Origin of the sequence: Hymenobacter glaciei (assembly GCF_039539585.1) — a bacterium.
GTDB lineage: Bacteria > Bacteroidota > Bacteroidia > Cytophagales > Hymenobacteraceae > Hymenobacter > Hymenobacter glaciei.
Genome location: NZ_BAABDK010000008.1, coordinates 59,444 through 75,230 on the forward strand (window position 1 = coordinate 59,444; position 15,787 = coordinate 75,230).

At 59.2% G+C, this 15,787-nt stretch carries 15 protein-coding genes; 5 read left to right on the plus strand and 10 right to left on the minus strand.

Annotated elements, in window-relative coordinates; all coding sequences use genetic code 11:
- Positions 1-13 precede the first annotated feature (13 nt).
- The 5 genes from ABD837_RS04415 to ABD837_RS04435 form a co-directional block, all read right to left on the minus strand.
- Positions 14-280: a DUF167 domain-containing protein gene (locus ABD837_RS04415; protein ID WP_345050767.1), complete on the minus strand. Its 267-nt coding sequence runs from the start codon at positions 278-280 to the stop codon at positions 14-16.
- 98 nt (positions 281-378) lie between these two features.
- The gene (locus ABD837_RS04420; protein ID WP_345050769.1) at positions 379-1,122 is read right to left on the minus strand and encodes an endonuclease III domain-containing protein; all 744 of its coding nucleotides are present in this window, start codon (positions 1,120-1,122) and stop codon (positions 379-381) included.
- 120 nt (positions 1,123-1,242) lie between these two features.
- The gene (locus ABD837_RS04425; protein WP_345050771.1) at positions 1,243-2,229 is read right to left on the minus strand and encodes a hypothetical protein; all 987 of its coding nucleotides are present in this window, start codon (positions 2,227-2,229) and stop codon (positions 1,243-1,245) included.
- A 159-nt stretch (positions 2,230-2,388) separates the two neighbouring features.
- Positions 2,389-2,802 carry a response regulator gene (locus ABD837_RS04430; RefSeq protein WP_345050774.1) on the minus strand — a complete coding sequence of 138 codons (414 nt, stop codon included), beginning with the start codon at positions 2,800-2,802 and terminating at the stop codon, positions 2,389-2,391.
- Positions 2,803-2,874: 72 nt separating this feature from the next.
- Positions 2,875-4,368 (minus strand): sensor histidine kinase, encoded by a 1,494-nt coding sequence (locus ABD837_RS04435; RefSeq protein WP_345050776.1) that lies wholly within the window; start codon positions 4,366-4,368, stop codon positions 2,875-2,877.
- An 81-nt stretch (positions 4,369-4,449) separates the two neighbouring features.
- On the opposite strand from ABD837_RS04435, the gene ABD837_RS04440 reads away from it, so the two are divergent.
- The gene (locus ABD837_RS04440; protein ID WP_345050779.1) at positions 4,450-5,277 is read left to right on the plus strand and encodes a TrmH family RNA methyltransferase; all 828 of its coding nucleotides are present in this window, start codon (positions 4,450-4,452) and stop codon (positions 5,275-5,277) included.
- A 10-nt stretch (positions 5,278-5,287) separates the two neighbouring features.
- On the opposite strand, the gene ABD837_RS04445 is transcribed toward ABD837_RS04440, so the two are convergent.
- The 4 genes from ABD837_RS04445 to typA all read right to left on the minus strand — a co-directional run bounded on the left by ABD837_RS04445 (position 5,288) and on the right by typA (position 10,221).
- Positions 5,288-7,000 (minus strand): DUF4982 domain-containing protein, encoded by a 1,713-nt coding sequence (locus ABD837_RS04445; protein WP_345050781.1) that lies wholly within the window; start codon positions 6,998-7,000, stop codon positions 5,288-5,290.
- Positions 7,001-7,003: 3 nt separating this feature from the next.
- Positions 7,004-7,738 (minus strand): sugar-binding domain-containing protein, encoded by a 735-nt coding sequence (locus tag ABD837_RS04450; protein ID WP_345050783.1) that lies wholly within the window; start codon positions 7,736-7,738, stop codon positions 7,004-7,006.
- A 74-nt stretch (positions 7,739-7,812) separates the two neighbouring features.
- Entirely contained in the window at positions 7,813-8,328 is a 516-nt protein-coding gene (locus ABD837_RS04455; RefSeq protein ID WP_345050786.1) for a DUF6630 family protein, read from the minus strand.
- Between the two features lie 81 nt (positions 8,329-8,409).
- A complete protein-coding gene (typA, locus tag ABD837_RS04460) occupies positions 8,410-10,221 on the minus strand; it encodes a translational GTPase TypA (protein WP_345050789.1) in 1,812 nt (603 codons plus the stop codon).
- A 227-nt stretch (positions 10,222-10,448) separates the two neighbouring features.
- Between typA and msrB the strand changes: the two genes are divergently transcribed.
- The 3 genes from msrB to ABD837_RS04475 all read left to right on the plus strand — a co-directional run bounded on the left by msrB (position 10,449) and on the right by ABD837_RS04475 (position 12,432).
- A complete protein-coding gene (msrB, locus tag ABD837_RS04465) occupies positions 10,449-10,997 on the plus strand; it encodes a peptide-methionine (R)-S-oxide reductase MsrB (RefSeq protein WP_345050791.1) in 549 nt (182 codons plus the stop codon).
- A 164-nt stretch (positions 10,998-11,161) separates the two neighbouring features.
- Entirely contained in the window at positions 11,162-11,953 is a 792-nt protein-coding gene (locus ABD837_RS04470) for a DUF3050 domain-containing protein (protein WP_345050794.1), read from the plus strand.
- Positions 11,954-12,072: 119 nt separating this feature from the next.
- Positions 12,073-12,432: a hypothetical protein gene (locus ABD837_RS04475; protein ID WP_345050796.1), complete on the plus strand. Its 360-nt coding sequence runs from the start codon at positions 12,073-12,075 to the stop codon at positions 12,430-12,432.
- A gap of 79 nt (positions 12,433-12,511) precedes the next feature.
- Here ABD837_RS04475 and ABD837_RS04480 read toward each other — a convergent pair whose 3' ends face one another.
- The gene (locus ABD837_RS04480; RefSeq protein WP_345050799.1) at positions 12,512-13,312 is read right to left on the minus strand and encodes a hypothetical protein; all 801 of its coding nucleotides are present in this window, start codon (positions 13,310-13,312) and stop codon (positions 12,512-12,514) included.
- Positions 13,313-13,549: 237 nt separating this feature from the next.
- Between ABD837_RS04480 and metG the strand changes: the two genes are divergently transcribed.
- Complete coding sequence (metG, locus tag ABD837_RS04485) at positions 13,550-15,592, plus strand: methionine--tRNA ligase (RefSeq protein WP_345050801.1); 2,043 nt, start codon at positions 13,550-13,552, stop codon at positions 15,590-15,592.
- Positions 15,593-15,787 lie beyond the last annotated feature (195 nt).

Genomic DNA, 15,787 nt, shown 5'->3' on the forward strand with positions numbered 1-15,787 from the left:
ATGCGACACCGCTTCAGCCGCCAAGCTGCGCCAGCACCTGGTGCACTGCTTCCTCGCTCACGTCCAGCAGCTCAACTTTTTTAAAGGGCGAAGTGTGTCCAGCCAACAAGACTACCCGCGTTTTGGGTGTGTTAAACGTGGCGGCCAGCAAGGCCAGCAGCACCGCATTGGCTTGGCCTTCCTGGGGCGGCGCTTTCAGGCGCACGGTGAGAGAGCCATCAGCGGCCAGTTCGAGAGCGTTGGCTTTGGCGTTGGGCTTGGCGCGGAGGTGAAGAATCATGCAGGAAGGAAGGAATGGGCCTTGAAACATATTGTTACCCAAAAAGAAAATATGTTTCAAGGCCTGAAACATATTGTTCCCAAAGAAGAAAATATGTTTCAGGCCGGATGGCCCATGCGGGCCTGTCCGAAGGGGCATTGGTCGAGCACTACGCAGCGCCCGCAGGCCGGGCCGCTGAAATAGCAGCATTTCTGCCCATGGAACATCAGGGCTTCGTGGTGGTCGTACACCTGCTGGGCATCCCAGCCGGGCGGTAGCAAGGCTTCCAATAGCTTGTGGGCCGGGCCTTCGCCCACTTTCGGCCCAATGAGGCCCAGGCGCTGGGCCACGCGGTGGTGGTGGCTGTCGACGGGCATGGCCGGAATGCGCAGGTTGCTGAATAGGAGCGTGGCCGCGCTCGTTTTGGGGCCTACGCCGCTGATGCTTTCCAGCCAGGCACGGGCCTCGGGTACGGGCATATCAGCCAGGAAGTCGAGCGAGCAGGGCGCATCAGTACCACAGCGCTGGCTGATTTCGCGCAATACGGCTTGGATGCGGGGAGCCTTTTGTTCGGGCCAGGTACAGGCCCGAATGGCATGCTGTACGGCTTCGGCGGGTGCGTCGCGCACGGCTACCCAGGTTGGGTAAGTCGTAGTCAGCTCCTGATAAGCCCGGTGCGAGTCGGCGTTTTTGGTGCGGTGCGAGAGCAGGGCACTCACCAGCTCGCTCAGCGGGTCTTTCGTGCTGAAGAAGCGGAACGGAGCCCCGTATTCGGCGCACAACCGTTCGTGCACCAACAGGGCTTTGGCCTGGCGGGCAGCAAACTCGGTAGCGGGGTCGTGGGGCGGGGCGGTTGTGCTCATGCCCGGCCTACGCGGGCCAGCGGCTTGGGTTGCTGAGGCGGCTGCATGCCAAACGGCCCCGGCTGGCAGCATACTGCCGGCCGGGGCCGTCCAAAAGCATTAGCTAAAAACCGCTGGAGGCTAGCGCCCGGCGTTGTAGATGGCAATAGCCTGCCGCTGGTTGTTGGCCTGTTTGCTCTGCAGCACAATGGGCACCAGCAATACCGGTAGGGCCAGATAAGTGAGCGGCGACACGCCCGCCCGGGTAGCGCTCAGCGTTTGCAGCAAGCCCGCTACGAGCAGGCCGCCACCCACCAGGTAGCTGGCAGTAGTGAGCTGCTGGTAACGGCGCGATTCAAACAGCAGCTGCTGCGCGCCGGCATTGTCATTGGTGGCCAGCAGCAGGTTTTTGCTGCTCAGGTTTTGAATCGGGCCGTTGTCTTTCGAAAAATACTCGGTTTTGATGGTGCGGTAGCCGCCGTAAGGGGAGCCGTAGCTCCCCATGCCGTAACCGCCCATTCCATAGCTGCCCATGCCGTACCCGGGGTAGCCAAAGCCGCCCGGCCCGCTCGAGTACTGGGTAGTGGTGATGGAATACAGGCTGATACGCCCGGTTTTTTCGCGGCGCAGGGTGGCCTCGCGCGTCGAGCCAGGCAGCGTGGTACGCACGTAATGCCCGGTTTCATCGTCGTAAAAGCCCACCTCGGCCAGCTCAAATTTTCGTTGGCCATCGAGCAGCAGGTAGGAGCGGCCGAAGAGTGGGTTTTTCGTTTCCACATCGTTGGCACTGTACACCAGCCCGTTTTTCAGGCCCACCTGGAAGCGCTGGGCCTTCATGTTGCTGCCCGGTATCTGGCCCGCGGGAGTGGGCACGTATACGGCCGGAGCCGGAGCCGGGCTGGGCATGGGAGCCGAAAGCGGGGCCGTGACGGTCAGGCGGCGGGTGCTGTCGGCGGGGGCGGTAGGGGTGCTGTCGAGCTGGCGGGGCGCCGGCACCGGGCGGGGGCGCGGCGGTGTGGGCACCGTGGGGGCCCCACCAAGCTGGCGGGGGGCTTCGTCCTGCGCCTGGGCCGCGCGGCTACTCAGTAGCACCAACGCCAGCAGGGGAAACACAAAGGGAGTTTTCATGGCAGTAAGCAAGACAGGAAAAACGATGAAAGGCCCGGGCAAGGTACTACCGCCGAAGCGAGTAGGCCCACGCCCGTAATGGTCCAAACGCCCGGCGCATCCCACAAATTCCGTGCTGTATCCGCGAAAACCTGGTGAATCCCACGCCGGGCCGGGCAGTTACTTCAGCAGCTGCTCCAGCAGGCTGAGGCTGTCGGCCAGGTCGCCGCCGGTTTCGAAGTCCAAGGGCTTGAGAATGTAGCCGCTCACGCCCAGGCGCTCGGCGTCGGCGCGGTCTACCTCCATGGCCGACGTGGTGGTAATGAACACCGGAATATGGTGCAGGTCGGCATTGCCACGCAACTCGGTCAGAAACTCGATGCCGTTCATGCGCGGCATGTTCAAATCAAGCAGAATTACCTCGGGCAGCGGCCGCAGGGGCTCGGTGCCGTTGCGGCCCAGCAGCAGGTCAAGGGCTTCTTCGCCGTTGAAAGCGGTGTGTAATTGGTGCGGCACGCTGAACTTGGCGAAGGACTTCTCCGCCGTCATCGTGTCAAATACGTCATCTTCAACTAATAAAACTGAACGAGTCATCTAAAGAGAAATAAGGGATGCAGAAGTAATCGGGTAGTCGCCGGTGAGTCAGTTTTAGCAAAAACGATGCTGCTATTTCGGCCACGTAAAGATAAAAGCTGCTCCCTGGCCCACGGCCGATTCGACCCGAATGGTACCCTGCTGTTCGGTGATGATTTTCTGCACGATGCTCAGGCCAATGCCCGTGCTTTCGGCCGTGTGGCGGTCGCGCAGCGTCTGGAAGAGCAGGAAAATTTTCTGATGATACTCCGGCGCAATACCAGGCCCATCATCCTGAACCCGGAATTCGTAAAAGTCACCCAGTTCGCGGCTGCTTATGGCCAACTGGCCCGCACCCCGGTGGTGGTACTTCACGGCGTTCGAGAGCAGGTTGGTAAATACCTGCTGCAGGCTCAGGCGGTCGGCGTTGGGCAGCGTGGGCAGGTCGGGGGCCAGCGTCAGGGTAAAATCAAGCGGCACCACCAGCTCAGCCACTTCGCTTAGCAGCTGGCGCACGTCCACGGCCTCGCGGGTTTGGGTAGTGCGGCCCACGCGGGCGTAGGCCAGCAGGCCGTTTATCAGGTCCTCGAGGCGGCTGAGGCGGCCCTTCATCTGGTCGAGGTAGGTGCGCAGCTGGGGCGAAAGCTCGGCGGCCAGCTCTTCCTCAATCCACTTCACAATAGTGGTTACCCCCCGCAGAGGAGCCTTCAGGTCGTGCGAGGCCACGTAGGCAAACTGGTCGAGTTCGCGGTTGCGCTTCTCCAACGCACTAAAGCTGGCATCGAGCGTGCGCGTCATGCGGTTGAGCGAGGCTGCCAGGCCGCCGAGGTTATCGGCTGCCGTGTCGGGAATCTGCACGGTGTAGTCGCCCTGCACTACTTGCTCGGTCAGGGCCCGAATCTGCGCAATGCGGAGGGCTACTTCGGTATTCACGGCAGCCAGCTCGCCCTGGAGGCGGCGGTTGTCGTCGAGTTCCTGCACAATTTTGGTCACCAGCCACACCACAATCAATACGGCCAGCACCGCCGATACCAATACCACAATCGGCGTGGCTTTCTCGAATACTGCCTGCAGGGCGCTGCGCTCGGCCAACAGATTCAACTCGTCGCGCTTGATGCGGGAGTAGAGCAGCCGCACCTGGCGCAGGGTCTGGCGGTCGGTGTCGAGCAGGGTCTGCATCTCGGCCTGGCTATGGGTGCGGGTTATGGCCGTGAGTGGGCGCAGAATGCGAAATTCCTGCTCCACCAGCCCGCGCAACGAATCGAGCCGGGTGCGTTGCGCCGGGTTGTCAACGCTCAGCGCCATCACCCGTTCCAGGGCCGCCGGTAGTTGGCCCGACGCCACGCTGTAGGGCCGCAGGTACACGGTGTCGCCCGTAAGCAGGTAGCCGCGCGTACCAGCCTGCGCATCTTTGAGCACGGCCGTAATGGTCTCGACCTCCTGCATCACTTGGTAGGAGTGCTCCACGCGGTCGGTTTGCACCCGTAGCCCGCGAATGCTCCAGAACGAGGCCGAGGCCGTGAGCAGCAGCACGCCCACGGCCAGGGAAAAGCCGACAATGATTTTGGTGTTGGTTTTTAAGGTCATCAGTTGCGAAGGTAATGGCCCGCCCTACGCCCCGGGCAGGGGCAAGGTTGGCCCCGAACGTTGGCCCGGTATCTTTGCCCCATGCCTTTTACGCCCGCCGACCGCCTCAGCAGCTCCCAAAACCCACGCATCAAGCAGCTTCTGAAGCTGCAGCAGAAATCGGCCGAGCGCCGGGCGTTGGGCCTCACGCTGGTCGAGGGCCTGCGCGAGCTCACCATTGCCGTCGAGGCCGGCGTGCCCGTCGCCACCATTTACAGCTGCCCCGAGCTGGCCGGCGAAAACGGCGAAACTGAATTACGAAGCCTGTTTTCTGGCAAGAAAGACGCGCCCGAGTGGTTTGAAGTCACGCGCCCGGTCTTCGAGAAAGTGGCCTACCGCGAAGGTTCCGACGGCCTGCTGGCCGTCCTCCGTACCCCCGCTCGTACCCTCGCCGACCTGCGCCTACCCGCCAACCCGCTCCTCCTCGTACTCGAAGCCGTGGAGAAGCCCGGCAACCTCGGCGCCATCCTGCGCACCGCTGATGCCGCCCCGGTCGATGCCGTCCTCATCGGCGACCCCCGCACCGACCTCTACAACCCCAACACCATCCGGTCCAGCATCGGCTGCGTGTTCTCGGTGCCCGTAATCGCTGCGCCCATGGCCGAAATCACGGCCTTTCTGCGTGAAAAGGGCATTCGCAGCTACGCCGCTGCCCTCACGCCCAAGGCGCATTCCTATCTCGACTGCGATTTCCGCCAGCCCACGGCCCTCGTGCTCGGCACTGAAGCCGACGGCCTAACGCCCGCCGCTCTCGCCGCCTGCGACGAAACCATTATTATTCCCATGATGGGCCGCATCGACTCGCTCAACGTGAGCGTAGCCGGGGCCGTGCTGGCCTTCGAGGCCGTACGCCAGCGCACGGCCTCGTAAGCCGCATTACCTAGCGCGCTTTGGTCTGCAGGGTCACACTACCAGCCTGCAATCCGGTGCCGCTGGCCTTCACCTGCATTGCCCCCGCCTTACCGCCGGCCTGCACAATTGCCACCAGCTGCCCCTGAAAAGCCCGCATCTGCGGCTTTTGAAAGGACTCCAGATTAGTCGCGTCACCGTTGGCAATGGCCCGGAAGCTGCCAGTGCCGCTCACTGCGAAGCTGAGCGACTGCGTGGCATCAGGGCAGAGGTTGCCCTGGGCATCTTCCACCCGGGCAGTGATGAAGGCGAGGTCCTTGCCATCGGCCATGAGGGCCGTGCGGTCGGCCACCAGCTTGATGTGGTGCGGTGCGCCCGCCGTGCGTACTTCCTCTGTAGCTGCGGCTTTACCCTGGGCATCATAGGCCACTACTTTAATGCTGCCGGGCGCGTATTTCACGTCGTTCCACATCAGGCGGTAGCGCGATTGGGGCTGGTCGGACGGGCCTTTGGTCTGGCGGCCCTGGCTTTTGCCGTTCACAAACAGCTCGGCCGAAGGGTAATTGGTATAGGCAAACACCGGCGTGGTCTGGCCTTCGCGGCCGGGCCAGGTCCAGTGCGGCAGGATGTGCAGCGTGGGCTTGGCCGTATTCCAGCGGGCGCGGTAGAGGTAGTACCGGTCTTTCGGCATGCCCGCCAAGTCCAGAATCCCGAAGTAGGAGCTGTGCGAGGGCCACTTTTCATCGTAAGGCGTGGGCTCGCCGAGGTAGTCGAAACCCGTCCACACGAACTCGCCCATCACATTCGGAGTGTCATCCTGCGCGGCAAATTCTTCGTCCGGCGTCTGCGACCAGCTGCAGGCCTCCAGGTCGTACGACGACGACTGATTGTCCGAATACTGCTGCTGCTTGGCCTTCACCACCGGAAACTTATACACCTCGCGCGAACTCACCGTCGAAGCCGTTTCCGAGCCCAGCAGGAAGCCCTGCGGCAGCTTGGCCAGCGCCTCGGCGTAGCGGTGCGGCTTGTAGTTGAAGCCGGGAATGTCGAGCACGCCCGCAATGCCGTACTTGAAATCGTCGTCGAAGCGGTCGAGGCCCATGGTTACGGGCCGGGTGGGGTCCTCGCGGTGCACGATGTCCTGCAAGCGCTTCGCGATGATAGGGCCGTTGGCGTTGCTCTGGTCGGGTACTTCGTTGCCGATGCTCCACATAATCACCGACGCATTGTTGCGGTAGTGATGCACCATGTTCACCAAGTCCTTCTCTGCCCACTCATCGAAATACTGGCTGTAGCCATTCTTCACTTTCGGCGCTTTCCATTCGTCAAATGACTCCACCATCAGCATCAGGCCCATCTCATCGCACAGCGCTACCAGCTCCGGCGCGGGCATGTTGTGCGAAGTCCGGATGGCATCGCAGCCCAAATCCTTCAGCAACGTCAATTGCCGCCGCAATGCCGCCGTGTTGATGGCCGCGCCCAGCGGCCCCAAATCGTGGTGGTTGCACACGCCTTTAAACTTGCGCACCTGCCCGTTCAGCGAGAAGCCCGTGCCCTTCTCAAACTTGAAGGACCGAATACCGAACGTCGTTTTATAAGCGTCTTTCAGCGCTTTGCCTGCATACAGTTTCGACGAAGCCGTGTAAAGCACCGGCGTTTCCGGCGACCACAGTCGTGGCTGCGGCACCGTTAGGTTCTGCTCAAACGTCAGCCCGTTGGCCAGCGTCGTGCTGGTCGTGGCCACCACCTAGCCCGCCGCGTCGCGAATTTCGGTATCGAGCCGCAACGGCTGCGGCTTGCCGCCCGGCGTTTCCAATGTCGTTTTCAGGCGCACGGTAGCCTGCGCCGCCGTGATTTCGGGCGTGGTCAAATAAGTGCCCCACACCGGAATATGCACGTCGTCCGTCACTACCAGATGCACGTTGCGGTAGAGGCCCGCGCCGGGGTACCAGCGCGAGGCCTCGGGCTGATTCTGCAACCGCACGGCCAGTACGTTGCCGTCGCCGGGCTTCAGAAACGAGGTAATATCCAGCGAAAACGAGTTGTAGCCATACGGCCAGAACCCGACTTTCTTACCGTTCACAAACACGTGGGCGTTGCTCATTGCGCCATCAAAGAGCAGCACCGCCCGCTGCCCAGGCCCAAAGCCCGGTACCGCCAGCTTCCGTCGGTACCAGCCCGTGCCAATGAACGGCAGGCCGCCCGTACGGCCCGATTTCTGGGTGGCCGCTTTCTCGTTGTTTTGCTCAATCGTGACAACCTGCAGGTCGTTATTTCCATCAAACGGCCCGGAAATGGCCCAGTCGTGCGGTACACTCACCGTCTGCCATTTCGCATCGGCAAAGTCTGGCTTGGCCGCGTTTGGCACGTCGCCCTTCGAGAACTTCCAGTTCGAATCGAGTAGATATTCGTGCCGGTTTTGGGCCGAGACGGTGGTAGCGGCCAGTAGCAGCGTGGCACCCAGTAGGTTTTTTAGCAGCATAAGCGAGCAGGAGTAATGGGCCCGCAAGGTACGGGGCACTGACCTTACACAATCGATTATCCTGTGCTGCGGGGCTAATACACCTTTATTCCGAAGCCCAGTTCCTGCGCCAGCTGGCGCGCTTCCCCAGCCTGTGCATCAGCCACCACACTCAGGGCATACGAGTCGCTGTCCAGCGTGAACAGTACCACCGCCAAGCCAGCTGGCTCGGCCAAGTCCTGTACAATGTCAAGCGCTTCGGGTCCGGTTATCGTCGCTCTTGCCAGCGCAGGCTCATCCAGCCAATGGGTTCGTCGCTGCTGCATCAGGGTTTCGTTAATGCCATAGACCAGTTCGGAGGCGGGGTCTTTCCAGTCGCTTTCCCAGAGGAGTTCCTCGGCAAGCAGCGCGTCAATCAGGGCCAAATCGCGCAGTTCCTGCGCCGGCAGGGCGGCTACAATGCCGCGTTCCGCCAACTCCTCGGCAAATTGCTCCTGATATGCTGCTGGGTCGCGCAGCACCAAAGCCAGTTGCTCGCTCACGCGCTGGGTGGCGTCTGCATTGTTCAGGGTAAAAAGTTGCACGAAGCGGCTCAGGGTCTCTTGGTTCATAAAGTGAAAAGTAAGGTTTGGGGAATGAAAAAGGGCGCGACCAAAGCCGCGCCCTCTTCAAAATCATTCCATTCAGAATAATTAGTCAGCCTGCTTGGCGTAGCGCAAACGCTCGTTTTCGTCGAGCAAAATCTTGCGCATCCGAATCGACTTTGGCGTTACCTCCAGATATTCATCCTTCTGGATGTATTCCATGGCTTCTTCCAGCGAAAACTGGCGCTTGGGAGTGATTTTGGCGTTGTCGTCCGTGCCCGAAGCACGCATGTTGGTCAGCTTCTTGCCTTTCTGGATGTTCACCGTCAAGTCATTCGGGCGGGTGTGCTCGCCGATAACCTGGCCGCCGTACACTTCCTCACCCGGGTCCACGAAGAACGAGCCACGGTCCTGCAGCTTGTCAATGGTGTAAGCCGTGCCGGCACCGGTTTCCAGCGAAATCAGCGAACCAGCAATGCGGCCGGGGATGGGGCCTTTGTGCTCCTCATAATCCACGAAACGGTGGTTCATGATGGCCTCGCCGCCGGTGGCAGTCAGCACGTTGTTACGCAGGCCAATCAGGCCGCGCGACGGAATGGTGAATTCCAAATGCTGCAAGTCGCCCTTGGGCTCCATGATGGTCATTTCACCCTTGCGCATGCTCACCAGCTCGATAACCTTGCCGGCCGATTCCTCGGGCACGTCCACTACGAGTAGCTCAATGGGCTCAGTGCGCTTGCCGTTCTCGTCTTCCTTAAACAGCACCTGGGGCTGACCCACCTGCAACTCGTAGCCTTCGCGACGCATGGTCTCGATGAGTACCGACAAGTGAAGAATGCCGCGGCCAAACACAAGGAAGGTATCCTCTTTGTCGGTGGCCTCTACGCGCAGGGCGAGGTTTTTCTCGGTTTCCTTAAACAGACGGTCACGCAGGTGACGCGAGGTCACGAACTTGCCTTCCTTGCCGAAGAACGGCGAGTTGTTGATGGTGAACAGCATGTTCATCGTCGGCTCGTCGATGCTGATGCGCTCCAGCTGCTCGGGGTTGTCGTTGTCGGCGAGGGTATCACCAATGTCGAAACCTTCGATGCCCGAAACGGCGCAGATTTCGCCGCTACTCACGGAATCAACCTTCACACGGCCGAGGCCTTCAAATACGTGCAGCTCGCGGATTTTTACTTTCTTAACGCTGCCGTCAGCTTTCATCAGGCTCATGTTCGAGCCTTCTTTCAGCGTACCGCGGTGTACACGGCCAATGGCGATACGACCCACAAACGACGAGTAGTCGAGCGAAGTAATCTGCATCTGGGGCGTGCCATCCAAGGTCGGCGCGGGCGGAATCGATGAGATAACCGCGTCGAGCAACGGAATCAGGTTGTCGGTTTTAACTTTCCAGTCGGTGCTCATCCAGCCCTGCTTCGAGGAACCGTACAAGGTCACGAAATCGAGCTGGTCTTCCGAAGCGCCGAGGTTGAACATGAGGTCGAAAACCTGCTCGTGCACCTCGTCGGGGCGGCAGTTTTCCTTGTCCACTTTGTTCACTACCACAATGGGCTTCAAACCCAGGGCAATGGCTTTGCCGAGCACGAAACGGGTCTGCGGCATGGCGCCTTCAAAGGCATCCACGAGCAGCAATACGCCGTCGGCCAGCTTCAACACACGCTCTACCTCACCGCCGAAGTCGGCGTGACCAGGGGTGTCGATGATGTTGATTTTGGTGCCGTTGTAGCGTACCGATACGTTTTTGGAAACGATAGTAATGCCGCGCTCGCGCTCCAGGGGGTTGTCGTCGAGAATCAGGTCGTCGAAGTGCTGGTGCGCGTCGAAAATCTTGGATGCGTGGATAATCTTATCCACCAGAGTAGTCTTGCCGTGGTCAACGTGAGCGATGATGGCAATGTTCCGGATATTGTTGGCCATATGGGTTGGTTTTGCGGGTGCAAAGGTACAGATAAAAACGCGTAAAGCCTTGTGGTACTCAACTCTTAACCCGAGCCCGGCTGCCGCACCCCGCCGCGCAGCCAAGCCCGTCGCCCTAAATCGATTAGCTGGGGCGTAAGGTTCCCAGCTTTCTTTTGTCTACCCACCGACCAAACCGGGCATCGCTGCCGTATGTTGGTCAACTATCATTCAACCCCATCCCCGCTATGCGTTTTTCCCTGCTGATATTACTTGTTTCGGTGCTTTCGCTTAATTCGGCTTGCTCGCAGAAGCGCGACGTGGCCGCCAATATGCCCGCTGCGGCCCGCACCACGGCCGGCAAAACCTATTCCAAGCCCCAGGCCGTGACCGGCAAACCCGACGAATTCCCGGTGCGCAAAACGGACGCCGAGTGGAAAAAAGCCCTCACGCCCGACCAATACTATATCCTGCGCGAGCAGGGCACTGAGCGGCCCTTCACTGGCAAATACCACGACAACCACGCCGCTGGTACCTATTACTGCGCTGCCGACCATAACCTGCTCTTCACCTCCGACACCAAGTTTGAGTCGGGCACCGGGTGGCCCAGCTTTTTTGCGCCGGCTGCTGCAACCAGCGTAAAAGTGGCTTCGGATAATACGTTAGGCATGAGCCGCGACGAGATTGTGTGCGCCAAATGCGGCGGCCACCTTGGGCACGTCTTCAACGACGGCCCCAAGCCCACCGGCCAACGCTATTGCATGGATGGTAATGCGTTAGTGTTTGAGAAGAAATAAAGGAAAGACTGGTGATTTTCTGAGAAAATTTACATTTTTAAGCTCCCCGGGAATCTAACCCGGGGAGCTTTTCGTTTGTATAGCCCTTGCACGAGCACACCGACGGTCAATTGTCCTGTTTCAGTTGTTGCGGCTAGTTCTATTTTCTCTTGATTTTTTCATCCATGAAAAATCTTTCCGATTCTGTCCGGTACCTGCAACAGGCACTAGAGCCTACGCGCCAGCAATTGCTCAACAATGGCCTGTACCAGCGCCTAGAAACGCTTTCCGACTTGCGTCGCTTCATGGAGCACCACGTCTTCGCGGTGTGGGACTTTATGTCTCTCCTGAAAGCATTGCAGCGCGATTTAACCTGCGTGGCCGTGCCGTGGGGCCCTACGCCCAATCCGGCCACGCGCCGTCTCATCAACGAGATTGTGCTGGGCGAGGAGTCCGATGTTGACCCCGATGGCCGGCCGGTCAGCCACTTCGAACTCTACGTGCAGGCTATGGAAGAGTGCGGTGCCAACACGGCGCCCATCCGGCGGCTGGTGGCTGCCATCGCGGCCGGCAGCACGGTTGGCCAGGCACTAACCGCAGCCCAAGTGCCCGCATCGGTGCGCGAGTTTGTCGAAACCACGTTTGATATCATCAATTCGGGCCAGCCACACGCGGTGGCTGCCGCCTTCACCTTCGGGCGTGAGGACCTGATTCCGGCCATGTTCCGCCAGTTGGTAGGCGAGTTGCGCGCCCGGTTCCCGGGCCAGCTCGATACGTTCGTGTATTATCTCGACCGCCACATCGAGCTCGACGAAGAAGTGCACGCACCGCTCGCCGAGCAAATGGTGCGCGAGCTGTGCGGCGATGACCCAACTTGCTGGCAGGAGTGTCAACAGGTCGCTATTCGCTGCTTAGAAGCCCGCATGGTGCTTTGGGATGGCATCTTACCAGTGAAGGTGTCTTTCCTGCCTGCCTAGTCGGGCCAACCCCAGGCTGCTGCCCCGCGTTTCAAGCAGGTTGCCTATGCTGGCAGCCTGTTTTGCTTTTCGCCATGTCTTGCTCCCTCTTGCTTCCTCTTGCTCCCTCTTGCTCCCTCTTGCTTCGCCTTAATAAAGGCTTTTGTGCACTGCTAATGGCCAGCGGCTTGGCTGCCTGCTCGGTTTCGGACCAATCGTCCGAAACGGGGGCTCCCAGCGCCGTGCCCACTGCCGTGCGCACCGACGCCGACCGCCGCGCTATTTACAACAGCAACGGTACGCCCAGCAGCGGCGGCTATGCCGTGCCCGATGCCACGCCCAACCGGGTGCGCCTGGGCGAGCAGGCTGCCGAAATCAACCGCGAAAAGCGCATCGAAAACGTGAATACGAACGACCCCAACAACACGCCGCCCGAAACCCGCCTGCGTCGCCTCAACAACAACGCCCCGGCGCCGCTTGATACTGCCCGCCGTCCGTAAGGCCCGGTTGGTTTACAGGTAAAAAGCCCACCGCTACTGGTTAGCGGTGGGCTTTTTACATTGTTAGTTGCCAGATGAGCTATGCGCTAACCTCGCCAGTGCTCGGGCTGTCGGCCGAATTCAGTAAGCCACTTGCTTCGGGCTCGGGTGCGGCTGCCTTTCTTGGCGAAGCGGTACGCTTGGGAGCTGCTTTAGCAACAGGCTTACTCGCGGTTCTACGGGGAGTAGCTGGTGCTTCGGCTGCTACCGACGTTTCTGCGGCAGCGGTATTGGGTGCCAAGGCAGCCTGGGTACGAGGCTTGGGGCCGCGTTTAGCACCGGTAGCAGGCTTGGCAGCCGTGGTCGAGCCCGGCTTACGGCCGCGTTTGCCGGCTGTAGCTGCATTATCGGCCGCGTCGGTACGTGGGGTCCGCGGTTTGCGTGGGCTGCCGTCCTTGTTCAGCGTCGGGCCTTTTTTGCGGCCGCGCTTGCCATTGCCAGCAGGGGCTTCGGTCGCCGAAGCAGCAGGGCTACTATCGGCGGCAGGAGTGCCCGCCACCGAATCGTAGTGGCGTACTATCGTGTGCAGCGCCTGCTCAAACATGCGCTCGGTGTCGCCGTCGAGCCGGCGCGTAGCCTCCTTCACCACTTCCTTCAGCTTGGCCTTCGTTTCTTTGCGGATGCGGGTCACCACTTCATTCATGCGGTTATTCAGCTCCTTCTGCAGTTGCTTGGCAGCCGACTTCAACGACTTTTTCTGGCTGGCTTTTTTGCTGGCACGGTCGTCGTTCAGTTCTGCCGTCGCGCGGCCTGCTTTTTTCGTCGATTTGCGCGCAGCTTTTTCTTCCGGCGTGCGCTTGGGCGTTTTTTCGGCTTTAGCCGAGGAAGTAGGTTTTTTCATGTGAAAAAAAGGTTGGTGAAGGGTGGCGGAAAGAAAGGATGTAGCAATACAAGCGCGTTATTTTTAGTTCGGCGCTCTCAAATATAAAATCATTTATGCGTCAAACGGTTCGCTTAGTTTTTTTGTTGATTTAGTTCGGTTCTTTTTTCATTGTTTCTTTGTGCAGCGGAATTTCGGCGGAGGTTTTTTAATTGGAATTAATGCGTCTGCGCCCGCCTGCTTACTTACCCTTTTTCTATGTCAGTTCTTCCTAAGCGGTATACCGTTACCGCTGCTTTGCCCTACGCCAACGGTCCTGTGCACATCGGCCACTTAGCCGGTGTGTATTTGCCCGCCGATATTTATGTGCGTTACCTACGCTCGGCGGGCCGCGACGTGAAATTTATTTGTGGCTCCGACGAACACGGCGTACCCATCACCATTCGCGCCCAAAAAGAAGGCGTCACACCGCAGCAGGTGGTTGATAAATATCACGCCCTGATTCGCGACTCGTTCAAAGATTTCAATGTGTCGTTCGATGTGTATTCGCGCACCTCGTCGCTTACGCACGCCGAGGTTTCCAGTAGCTTTTTCACCAAGCTGAATAACGAGGGCAAATTCATCGAGCAAACAACCCAGCAGTATTTCGACGAAAAGGCTCATCAATTTTTGGCCGACCGCTACATCGTGGGCACTTGCCCCAATTGCGGTAACGAAAATGCGTACGGCGACCAGTGCGAGCGCTGCGGTACTTCGCTCAGCCCGACCGAATTAATCAATCCACGCTCCATGCTCAGCGGCGCGCAGCCAGTTTTGCGCGATACCAAGCACTGGTTTCTGCCCCTCGACCAATACGAGCCGTGGCTGCGCGAATGGATTATTGAAGGGCATAAAAGCGACTGGAAAACCAACGTTTATGGCCAGTGCAAATCTTGGATTGACCAGGGCCTGCATCCCCGCGCCGTGACGCGCGACCTCGATTGGGGCGTACCCGTACCGGTGCCTGGGGCCGAAGGAAAGGTGCTCTACGTGTGGTTTGATGCGCCCATTGGTTACATCTCGGCCACTAAGGAGGCCTTCCCCGACGAGTGGGAACTGTACTGGAAAGATGCCGGCTCGAAGCTGGTGCATTTCATTGGCAAGGACAACATCGTTTTCCACTGCATTATTTTCCCCGTTATGCTGAAGGCGCACGGTGAATTTATTCTGCCGGATAACGTGCCTGCCAATGAATTTCTGAACCTCGAAGGCGACAAAATCAGTACGTCGCGCAACTGGGCGGTGTGGCTGCACGAATACCTGGCTGATTTTCCGGGCCAGGCCGACGTGCTGCGCTATGTACTGTGCGCTAATGCTCCCGAAAATAAGGATAATGACTTCACTTGGAAGGATTTTCAGGCGCGCAACAACAATGAGTTGGTTGCCACGCTTGGCAATTTCGTGAACCGGGCTGCCGTGCTCACGCACAAGTTTTTCGAAGGCCGCGTGCCAGAATTAGGCGAGTTAACGTCCATCGACCAGGATGCTTTTGCGCAGTTGGCCGAATTTCCGGCAAAAATTGGTGAGTTGGTTGAGAATTACCGTTTCCGCGATGCGCTTGCCGAAGTAATTAACCTGGCCCGACTCGGCAACAAATACCTGGCTGAAACGCAGCCTTGGCATCTCATTAAGACCGATGCTACGCGCACTGGTACGGTGCTGCACGTAGCGCTGCAAATTGCTGCTGCCCTGGCCCCGCTGCTGGAGCCTTTCCTGCCCGAGTCGGCCCAAAAACTAGCCACCATGCTCAATTTAGAGCTGGGCAATTGGGCTAGCGCCGGCCGGCCCGACGCCCTGGCCGCCGGGCACCAGCTGCGTGAGGCCGCGCTGCTGTTTGGTAAAATCGAAGATGCGGTGGTTGAAACCCAGGTGCAGAAACTGCTTGACACCAAAAAGGAAAATCAGCTGGCAAATACGCCGGTGGCTCCGGCCAAAACCGATATTTCCTTTGACGATTTCGGCCAGATGGATTTGCGCATCGGTACCATTATCGCCGCCGAAAAAGTAGCCAAAACCAAAAAGCTTCTCAAACTCACCGTCGACCTGGGCTTAGAAGAGCGTACCATTGTGAGCGGCATCGCGGAGCATTTTATTCCCGAAGCCCTCATTGGCCAGCAGGTGCAGGTATTGCTCAACTTAGCGCCCCGCGAAATAAAAGGCATACAAAGCCAAGGCATGTTGCTAATGGCCGAAAATGCCGACGGCAGCTTGGCGCTGATGCAGCCTGGTAAGCCTGTGCGCAATGGCAGCAGCATAGCCTAGATTCGGCTGCTGCGGCTAGTGGCGCGCATTGCAGTCGGTATCGCAACCAAATTTCGTTGCCTTGGCAAGGCATCTGAATAAATGTAAAAAGCCCCAGCTCAATTCCAGAGTCGGGGCTTTTTATCTTATCAGCTGATGTTACGCAGTATTTTTCCGATTTAAATACGCTTTTCGATGGCCTGCACGCTGGATTTA

Excerpts from the sequence above, each read along its gene's own strand:
- metG (WP_345050801.1), top strand. The coding sequence starts at position 13,550 with ATGTCAGTTCTTCCTAAGCGGTATACCGTTACCGCTGCTTTGCCCTAC.
- ABD837_RS04420 (WP_345050769.1), bottom strand. The coding sequence starts at position 1,122 with ATGAGCACAACCGCCCCGCCCCACGACCCCGCTACCGAGTTTGCTGCC.
- typA (WP_345050789.1), bottom strand. The coding sequence starts at position 10,221 with ATGGCCAACAATATCCGGAACATTGCCATCATCGCTCACGTTGACCAC.
- ABD837_RS04455 (WP_345050786.1), bottom strand. The coding sequence starts at position 8,328 with ATGAACCAAGAGACCCTGAGCCGCTTCGTGCAACTTTTTACCCTGAAC.
- ABD837_RS04435 (WP_345050776.1), bottom strand. The coding sequence starts at position 4,368 with ATGACCTTAAAAACCAACACCAAAATCATTGTCGGCTTTTCCCTGGCC.
- ABD837_RS04470 (WP_345050794.1), top strand. The coding sequence starts at position 11,162 with ATGAAAAATCTTTCCGATTCTGTCCGGTACCTGCAACAGGCACTAGAG.
- ABD837_RS04430 (WP_345050774.1), bottom strand. The coding sequence starts at position 2,802 with ATGACTCGTTCAGTTTTATTAGTTGAAGATGACGTATTTGACACGATG.
- ABD837_RS04425 (WP_345050771.1), bottom strand. The coding sequence starts at position 2,229 with ATGAAAACTCCCTTTGTGTTTCCCCTGCTGGCGTTGGTGCTACTGAGT.
- ABD837_RS04440 (WP_345050779.1), top strand. The coding sequence starts at position 4,450 with ATGCCTTTTACGCCCGCCGACCGCCTCAGCAGCTCCCAAAACCCACGC.
- ABD837_RS04415 (WP_345050767.1), bottom strand. The coding sequence starts at position 280 with ATGATTCTTCACCTCCGCGCCAAGCCCAACGCCAAAGCCAACGCTCTC.
- ABD837_RS04450 (WP_345050783.1), bottom strand. The coding sequence starts at position 7,738 with ATGCTGCTAAAAAACCTACTGGGTGCCACGCTGCTACTGGCCGCTACC.
- msrB (WP_345050791.1), top strand. The coding sequence starts at position 10,449 with ATGCGTTTTTCCCTGCTGATATTACTTGTTTCGGTGCTTTCGCTTAAT.
- ABD837_RS04480 (WP_345050799.1), bottom strand. The coding sequence starts at position 13,312 with ATGAAAAAACCTACTTCCTCGGCTAAAGCCGAAAAAACGCCCAAGCGC.